This window comes from Psychrobacter sp. Ps6, from assembly GCF_022129235.1.
In the GTDB taxonomy this organism is placed as follows: domain Bacteria; phylum Pseudomonadota; class Gammaproteobacteria; order Pseudomonadales; family Moraxellaceae; genus Psychrobacter.
Genome location: NZ_JADQAI010000128.1, coordinates 1 through 1,417 on the forward strand (window position 1 = coordinate 1; position 1,417 = coordinate 1,417).

Sequence of the window (1,417 nt, forward strand, 5' to 3'; positions counted from 1 at the left end):
CCACCGCACCAAGGCTGAAATTCATACTGTAAAAACCACTTGTACATAGGCAGAGAATAATATCATTTTCTGCCTATCTAAGTAGTTGTAACTGCAAACAATATGAATATGGTAAGAAATTATTTCACATCAATACGGTTAACGGTCAGTGTATCGTTATTAAAGACACCCATTGCCTGAACATACATGCCATTCGCTAATTTTTTATTGTCGGTTATGGCATTAGCTTGATACGCCACTTTCGTCGTTCCCAACATAAAGCTGCTATCAGTTAAATCTGAGATTTTCCCTTCCACCTCGGAATTAGGCATATTAACTACAGGAGATACGTTAGTCACAACCCATTTATTATTATCTAAATGTGCAGAGACAAGCACCCATCCTAAATCACCACCACCGTTTTTATAATCTAAACTAAATACTTCAGGATCAGTAATAGTAACTTTGGTGCCATTCATGGCTAATTGATTATCCGCATTCAGAGTTGCTAAACCGGAAAATGCAGGATCGAGTTTAATATCAGTAACATTGTTACCTTGAATGGTAAGTGAAACATTCATGCCTTTATGCACTGAATCTATATTGAAGTCGAGGCCTTCATAATCAACATTTGCAAGCTCTGTATTATAGGTTTTACCGTTCAGTGTTAACGTATATTTACCAGCAGAAACTGCCGTTAACACACCAGATGCATGAGTAATAGGTTGTGGAGCTGATTGGGTTTGTTCTGGTGCGGGCGCTTTATCACCACATGCACTAAGAAGTAAGCTCAGTGCCACCGCTAATGTTAACTTTTTCATAGCAACCTTCTAGAAATACAGTAAGTTCGTGTTTTCATAGTATAAAACGTGATCTTAACTCTCTGCTATTAAAAACACATTGATTTAAAGGATAAACCTTACCATAAAAGATACTCTAGAGTTTACTTTTTAGAAAAAATACCTTTTAATTATACTATAAAAGCATAATGAGGAAGTTTTAGTATGTCCCATACAATAAGATTTAGAGATTCTCTCGTATCAGGAACCATCAATGGAATCATCAATGGTGCAATTGCTTGGCACACGTTTGGTAACCAAGAATCCGTTCCCATTTCTCTTAATTCGATTTCAAATACAGCAAATACCGTTTGGGGAGAAGCGATTTCTTTAACTTTCGGGCTTGGTATTATCTTATCTCTCATTACGGCCATGATTCTAAAAAGAAGTCTCCAAAAAAGTGCTAATCCGCAATTATCTAGCACACTACCTCCCTTATTTCCGACAATTACTGTTATCGCACTCAATACCGCAGCATCACTCTTTGGTTGGTTTGTTGTACTGGCTATTTTGTGGACAAGATTTTTTGGTGAGGTTTATGTCTCCCCTCTATTTGCATCTATGCTTGTAGGTATTTTCGCTATACTTATTACAGCGCT

At 37.1% G+C, this 1,417-nt stretch carries 2 protein-coding genes; one reads left to right on the forward strand and one right to left on the reverse strand.

Translation table 11 applies throughout. The annotated features are described in order from the left end of the window. Positions 1-119: 119 nt before the first annotated feature. The gene (locus I3255_RS14315) at positions 120-800 is read right to left on the reverse strand and encodes a DUF5666 domain-containing protein (protein ID WP_238039418.1); all 681 of its coding nucleotides are present in this window, start codon (positions 798-800) and stop codon (positions 120-122) included. A gap of 183 nt (positions 801-983) precedes the next feature. On the opposite strand from I3255_RS14315, the gene I3255_RS14320 reads away from it, so the two are divergent. After that, positions 984-1,417: permease (locus tag I3255_RS14320; protein ID WP_238039419.1), on the forward strand; the 434-nt coding region annotated here is incomplete at its 3' end.

Bases quoted from the DNA above. Each gene is read 5' to 3' on its own strand.
- I3255_RS14315 (WP_238039418.1), bottom strand. From the start codon at position 800: ATGAAAAAGTTAACATTAGCGGTGGCACTGAGCTTACTTCTTAGTGCA.